The 6,748-nt window shown below is 62.8% G+C and carries 6 protein-coding genes; all 6 read right to left on the bottom strand.

The features are described 5' to 3' along the window. On the bottom strand, positions 1-133 hold a 133-nt coding region (rpmE, locus tag V7066_RS13810), incomplete at its 3' end, for a 50S ribosomal protein L31 (protein ID WP_334183659.1). Positions 134-267: 134 nt separating this feature from the next. Then, positions 268-720, bottom strand: a complete 453-nt coding sequence (gene fabZ, locus V7066_RS13805; protein ID WP_334183611.1) for a 3-hydroxyacyl-ACP dehydratase FabZ — start codon at positions 718-720, stop codon at positions 268-270. A 21-nt stretch (positions 721-741) separates the two neighbouring features. After that, positions 742-1,344, bottom strand: coding sequence for an OmpH family outer membrane protein (locus V7066_RS13800; RefSeq protein ID WP_334183610.1), 603 nt, complete (start codon positions 1,342-1,344; stop codon positions 742-744). Further along, a complete protein-coding gene (gene bamA, locus V7066_RS13795; protein ID WP_334183609.1) occupies positions 1,344-3,989 on the bottom strand; it encodes an outer membrane protein assembly factor BamA in 2,646 nt (881 codons plus the stop codon). Before bamA ends, V7066_RS13800 begins: the two co-directional genes overlap by 1 nt. A gap of 172 nt (positions 3,990-4,161) precedes the next feature. Continuing rightward, the gene (rseP, locus tag V7066_RS13790; RefSeq protein WP_334183608.1) at positions 4,162-5,562 is read right to left on the bottom strand and encodes an RIP metalloprotease RseP; all 1,401 of its coding nucleotides are present in this window, start codon (positions 5,560-5,562) and stop codon (positions 4,162-4,164) included. A gap of 32 nt (positions 5,563-5,594) precedes the next feature. Next, on the bottom strand, positions 5,595-6,746 hold the full coding sequence (locus V7066_RS13785) for a 1-deoxy-D-xylulose-5-phosphate reductoisomerase (protein ID WP_334183607.1): 1,152 nt from the start codon (positions 6,744-6,746) through the stop codon (positions 5,595-5,597). Positions 6,747-6,748: the final 2 nt, after the last annotated feature.

The raw sequence follows: 6,748 nt of genomic DNA, 5'->3' as shown, positions 1-6,748 counted from the left end.
GGTGCGACGTCGGATCGATGTCGAGAACCAGCGTGTCGCCTTCCGAACCCCAGGTCGAGCGGGTCTGGAACGTCGAACCGTCGGTCATCTGAACGGTGATCATGTGGTAGTCGGGATGCGTATCGGCCTTCATGTCGTATCTCTCTTCGCATATGGCCGGTTCCGACCGGCCTGCTTGGGAAAGCGGCGCCCATACACGGGAGCCCCCAAAAAAGCAAGGGTCAAGGGGACGACCGGAGCCTTCCCCCGCCCTGTCAGGCGTGCTGCTCAGGCATCCGCGATCATCGCGGTGAAATTGACTTCGCAAGTCACCTTGTCGCCGATCGAAGCCTTGCCCCAGAACTTGCAGACGCGCGAGCGCTTCTGGACGAAGCCGGCGCGCAGATCGAGCAGGTTGCCTGGGGTTACCGGATTGCGGAACTTCGCTTCCTCGATCGCCATGAAATAGACGAGCTTTCCGGTTCCGGCGAGCCCGAGCGATTCGATGGCGAGGATCCCCGCCGCCTGCGCCAGCGCCTCGATCTGGAGGACGCCGGGCATGATCGGACGGCCGGGGAAATGCCCCTGGAAGAAGTCCTCGTTGAAGCTCACGGCCTTGACCGCGTGGATCTCGTTCTCGTCGAACGAAACCACACGGTCGACCAGCAGCATCGGGTAGCGATGCGGCAGGGCCGCCAGGATCTTCGCGGTGTCATAGACGAACTCGGTCGAATCGCTCATCGCTTTAACCCGCCGCTGCCCTTAACGGCCCGAGGCCGCCGGAGCCGGCTGCTGCTGCGGAGCCGGTGCCGTGGTGTTGATCGTGGTCAGCGCGCCGTTGAGCGCGGTCAGCACGTCGGTGGTGACGTCCAGCGCGGGATCGTAGGCAAGCGTCTGGCCCACTTCGACGAGCGCGTTGGCGCCGCGCTTCTGCATCGCGGGCTTGTAGAGGTTCTGGAGCTGCGCCTGAATCTGCTGGCCGACATAGGCCTGGTTGCGCTGGATCTGCTGCTGCTGACCCTGCAGCTCCTGGCCAGCCTGCTGTTCCTTCTGCTGGTAGGCCTGGATGCGGGTCTGCAGCGCGGCGTCCGGCTGCTTGCCGTTCAGCGCCTTGACGGCGGTTTCGAGGCCCTGGGCTTCCGGCTGGAGCGAGGTCTGGAGCTGGTTGCGACGGGCTTCGAACGCCTGGATCTGCTGCTGAAGCGACTGGTTGGCAGTCTTGCAGGCGTTGCACTCACGCGCAACGCGGTCGAGATCGACCACGGCAACCTTCGACGCGGGCACGGCCTGCGCCAGCGCAGGCTGGGCGAGAGCGACAAACGCCAGGCCCGAGGCGAGAGCGGCGGACTTGAGAAGCATGTTCATCAGAATTGAGTTCCCACGTTGAAAGTGAAGGTCTTGGTATTGTCGCCGTCGTACTTGAGCAGCGCCTTGGAAATATCGATGCGGAACGGCCCGAAGGGCGAGTTCCAGTTCACGCCGAAACCGACGGCCACACGCGGCTTCCAGGTGTTGCCGAGGAAGGATTCGGTGAAGTAGCTGGTGGTACCGATCGCGGCGTTCGCAGCGCCCGTCACCGTGTTCGTCGCACTCGTCGTGGTTGACGTCGTGCCGTCCGACGCCGTCTGCGTGTAAAGCTGATTGCCGCTTGAATCACGCGAACCGATGAAACAGCCAGCCTTACAATCGCTCAGCGCCGGAGACTTGATCGCCCATACCGCCCCAGCATCGACGAAGATCGACGGACGCAGGCCCATTTCGCGCGCACCGGAACCCAGCGGAATTTCCAGCTCCGCCCGGCTCATGTAGTAATACTTGCCCCCAAGCGCGTCGTCCGAATCCTGACCGTTGACGGTGTAATTTCCATCGCTGTCCGCGGTAAGGTACTGACGCACCACTCGCGGACCGACGCCGCGAATGCCAAAACCGCGAATTTGCGGCTCGCCGAGATAGAAACGGTCGGTCAGGCGAATATCGTTACCGCCCCAGCCCTTGATAAGACCACCTTCGCCCTGAATGGAGAAAATGAAGCCCTTGCCAAGTGGCCAATACTTCGCAGCGTTACCACGAACGCGATAATATTTCACGTCGCCGGCAAGGCCGGCAACGTCCACGTTCGCCGAAATGGTCTCGCCGCGCGTAGGACGCATGCGGTTATCGAGATTGTCGTAGATCAGCGATCCACCGATGATCGAACTCAGGCGCTTGCCGATGGCGTCGCAGAGATAACGACCTGCACGCAAAGGATCGCAAGTGTAGTTACCGTTCTGATCGATCGTATAGTACGTCCCCCTATCGAGCGAGACGTCGTCATAGTTGAGCGTATAGCGGCCAATCGCGGTCAGATATTCGGTCAGTGGCACACCGGCACGGACCTGGAAGCCGGTGGTGGACTGCTGGTAGGTCGTGTTACGGTCGGAGTTGTAGTAGTTGAAGCTGTTGTAGTCGCGGCGATAGATATCGACGCCCAGCGACACGTTCTTGTCGAACAGATAGGGCTCGACGAAGCTGGCTTCGATCGACTTCGAGTAGGACGAATAGCTGCCCGACAGACCGATCGTCTGACCGCGGCCGCGGAAGTTGCGCTGGCGGATCGAGGCCTGGAAAATGAAGCGTTCGAGGCTGGAGAAACCGGCAGAAAGCTGGAGCTCGCCGGTCGGCTTTTCCTCAAGGTTGGCTTCGAGGATGATGCGGTCCTCGGCGCTGCCCGGCTTCTGCTCGACCTCGAACTTCTCCTGGAAGTAGCCGAGCGACTTGATGCGGTTGGTCGAGCGCTTGACCTGGAGCGAGTTGAAGGCGTCGCCCTCGGCCAGACGGAACTCCCGGCGGACGACCTTGTCCTGCGTCAGCGTGTTACCGTTGATGTCGATCTTCTCGACATAGACGCGCGGCGCCTCCTGGATCACGAAGGTCAGCCCCATGGTGAGGTTTTCCTTGTCGCGATCGTACTGCGGACGCACGTCGGCAAAGGCGTAGCCGAAGGCACCTGCGGTGTCGTTCAGGCCCTCGATCGTGTCCTCGACCTTCTTCGCGTCGTACCAGTCGCCCTTGTGGATCGTCAGGTTCTTCGCCAGCTTCTCGCCGTCGAAGTCGCGCAGCTGGCTTTCGACCTTCACATCGCCGAACTTGTAACGCTTACCTTCCTCCACCACATAAGTGATGATGAAGTCCTTCTTGTCCGGCGTCAGTTCCGCCACCGCCGAGACGACGCGGAAGTCGGCATAACCCTGCGTCAGGTAGAACTGGCGCAGCTTCTGCTGGTCGAAGGCCATGCGGTCGGGATCGTAGCTGGTGCCCGAGCTGAACAGGCGCGTGAAGCGGGCCTGCTTGGTCACCATCTGCGCGCGCAGTTCACCGGCCGAGAAATGCTCATTGCCAAGGATGTTGATCTGGCGGACCTTGGACTTGTCGCCCTCGGTGATCTCGAAGACGATGTCGACGCGGTTCTGGTCCAGGTTGACCATCTTCGGCTCGACCGTCGCGGCGTAGCGGCCCTGGCGCTTGTACAACTCGATGATGCGGGCGACGTCGGCGCGGATCTTGGAACGCGTGAAGATCTGGCGCGGAGAGACCTTGATCTCCGGCAGGATCTTGTCGTCCTTGATGCGCTTGTTGCCTTCGAGGATGATGCGGTTGACGACCGGGTTTTCCTTGACCGTGATGGTCACGACGCCGTTGTCGTTGCTGACCTGTGCATCCGAGAACAGCTCGGTCGCGTAAAGGTCCTTTAGCGCGGTATCGCCTGCCGCCTTGGTGTAGGTCTGGCCGACGCGCAGCTGGATGTAGGACAGCACGGTCTGCGGTTCGAGGCGCTCGGCGCCCTTGACCTGGATCGTCTGAATCGTTTCGCCGGCTTCGGGCGCAGGCGCCGCAACCGGAGCAGCGGATGCAGGTGCGGTTGCCGGTGCATTTTGGGCAAGAGCGGCGACAGGCGCTCCAGCGAGGATCGTGGTCCCCAGAAGCACTACGGCAAGCTGCGGCGCACGGCGAGCTTCAGTGCTGCGACCCATTTCCAATCCGATCATTCTACGCAAATTCCCGTATTCGCTTTCGCGAGGACTTCGACCGACCCGCCAGGCTACCCGTCATGTCGACAGGCAATCGCGCCCATCTGCCCGATGGACGACGTCCAATCAAGCAGCCAATCCCGGCGGAAATGTGATGGCTGATGAATTCTCCAGGCTATCCCCCGAAATTCAGGCCCCCGAAAATCGGAAGAGATGCCAGATCGTTGACAGTGACGAACAGCATCAGGGCAAGCACAAGTGCCACCCCGGTTCGGATCGCCCATTCCTGACTGCGTAGTCCCAAGGGCTTACGACGGACCAGTTCAGCCGCGTAGAAAGCCAGGTGTCCACCGTCGAGCCCAGGAATTGGCAGGAGATTGATGAATGCCAAGTTAATCGAGATCATCGCCACGAAGCCCACGAAAGGCTCCCATCCGAGCGAGAATTGCTCGCCCGAATACTTGGCGATCTTGATCGGCCCACCAAGCTCGCGAACCGAGCGGTCGCCGGTGACGATCTGGCGGATTCCGGTGACGATCGTGCCCATCAGGCCGAAGCTGCGCTCGACGCCGATGCCCAGCGCATGGAGCGGACCGACCTTTTCGAGACGACCGAAACCGGACTCGACGCCGATCCTGCCGACGGTGACCGACTGGCCCTTCTCGTCCTTCTGAACGGCGCTGCCGATGGTCATCGGCAAGACATGGGCCTCGCCGCTCCGCATCACGGTGACGGTGGTGCGCTTCCCGGCCAGCGGCATGACCAGCGGCGGCACTTCGCGGAAGCTGTTGATCGGCGTCTCGCCGACAGCGACGATCCGGTCGCCGACCTTCATTCCGGCCTCCTCCGCCGGAGAATCTTCCATGATCCCGCTGACCACCGGAACCGCGAAATCGAGTCCCAGATCGCCGATCTTGGCCTTGTTGCCGAAATCGTCGCTGACCTCTTCACCGGCGATCTTCGTCGGCAGAACCAGAGTGCGCCCCTGCCGTTCGACGGCGAGGTTCACGGTCTTGCCCGGGAAGTAGACGGTATGTTCGGGTATCTCGGTGACGCTGGAGATCTTGTCGCCGTCGATGGCAACGATGCGATCGCCGATTTCCAGCCCCGCAGCCTTGGCCGACGAGGTTTCCGAGAAACCGACGATTTCCGGCTCCGCGATCAGACGGCCGTGGGCATAGACGAAACCGGCCAGGATCAGCACGCAGAGCACGAAGTTGGTCAGCGGCCCGGCGAAGACGATCAGCGCGCGCTGCCACAGCGGCTTCACATGGAAAGTCTTCGCGCGCTCCTCGGCCGTCAGACCGTCTTCCCCGGCAGTGGGTGCCGAGGCGGGGTTCATGTCGCCTGCGAACTGGACGTAGCCGCCCAGCGGAAGCATCGAGAGCTTCCAGCGGGTGCCGCGCCTGTCGGTCCAGCCCGCGATCTCCTTGCCGAAGCCGATCGAGAAGGCATCCGCCTTCACGCCGAACAGCCGCCCGACCAGATAGTGGCCAAGCTCGTGGATCAGCACGAGCGGCCCGAGCACCAGCAGGAATGCGAAAATCGTCGTCAGCAGGTTGGGCGATGCGGTCACAATTCAGGGAATCCTATATGGACCGCGTCTCTTTACGCAGTCCCGGCCAGCATGCTTGCCCTTGCTCGCGCCTCGCCGTCAACCGCAAGTACGTCCGACAGGCTCGCAGGTGCGGGCGGCGCGTAGGCGCCGAGCACGTCCTCGACTTGTGCGGCGATGCGCGTGAACGGGATTTGACCGCCAAGGAAGGCAGCCACGGCCACTTCGTTCGCGGCATTGAGCACAGCGGGAATGCCGCCGCCCGCTTCCGCGGCCTCGCGGGCGAGGCGGGTTGCGGGAAACCGCACTTCGTCGGGCTTGCGGAAGGTCAGTTCGCCGATTTCGGCGAGATCCAGCGGCGCACAGGGGGTGTCCATCCGCTCCGGCCAGGCCAGCGCCGAAGCGATCGGCACGCGCATGTCGGAAGGGCCAAGCTGTGCCAGCGTCGATCCGTCACGGTACTCGACCATCGAATGGACGACGGACTGCGGGTGGACGATGATGCGGAGCTTATCGAGACCTATCGGGAAGAGATAATGCGCCTCGATCAGTTCGAGGCCCTTGTTGAACATCGTCGCCGAATCGACGCTGATCTTCGCGCCCATGTCCCAGTTCGGATGCTTGATCGCCTGCGCGGGGGTGGCCAGGGTCAGCCGGTCGAGCGACCAGTCACGAAACGGACCGCCGCTCGCCGTGAGCGTGATCCAGCGGACATGGTCGAGGCTGTTGCCCTGGAGGCACTGGAAGATCGCGTTGTGCTCGGAATCGATCGGCAGCAAGGTGGCGCCATGGCGCTCGACCGCTGCCGTCATCACTTCGCCCGCCGAGACGAGCGCTTCCTTGTTGGCCAGCGCAATGATGCCGCCCTGCTCGATCGCGGCCATCGTCGGCGCCAGACCCGCGCAGCCGACGATCGCGGCGACCGTGACATCGGCGCCGCGCGCGGCCGCTTCCACAAGCGCCGCAGCGCCGCCTGAAGTCTCGATGCCCTTCCCAGCAAGCGCCGCGCGCAGTTCGGGGAGACGGGCCTCGTCGGCGACGACAGCGAGTTCGGCGGAAAGTTCTACCGCCAGCTTTGCCAGTTCGGCCACGTTGCCGTTGGCGGTCAGCGCGACGACGCGCCAACTTTCCGGATTGCGGCGAACGAGGTCCAGCGTCGATGCGCCGATGGAGCCGGTGGCTCCGAGAACGGATATGGTGCGCATGC

Origin of the sequence: Novosphingobium sp., from assembly GCF_036820275.1 — a bacterium.
Taxonomy (GTDB): domain Bacteria; phylum Pseudomonadota; class Alphaproteobacteria; order Sphingomonadales; family Sphingomonadaceae; genus Novosphingobium.
The sequence above is the reverse complement of the archived record's forward strand: the minus strand, read 5'-3'. Positions and strand labels throughout refer to the sequence as shown.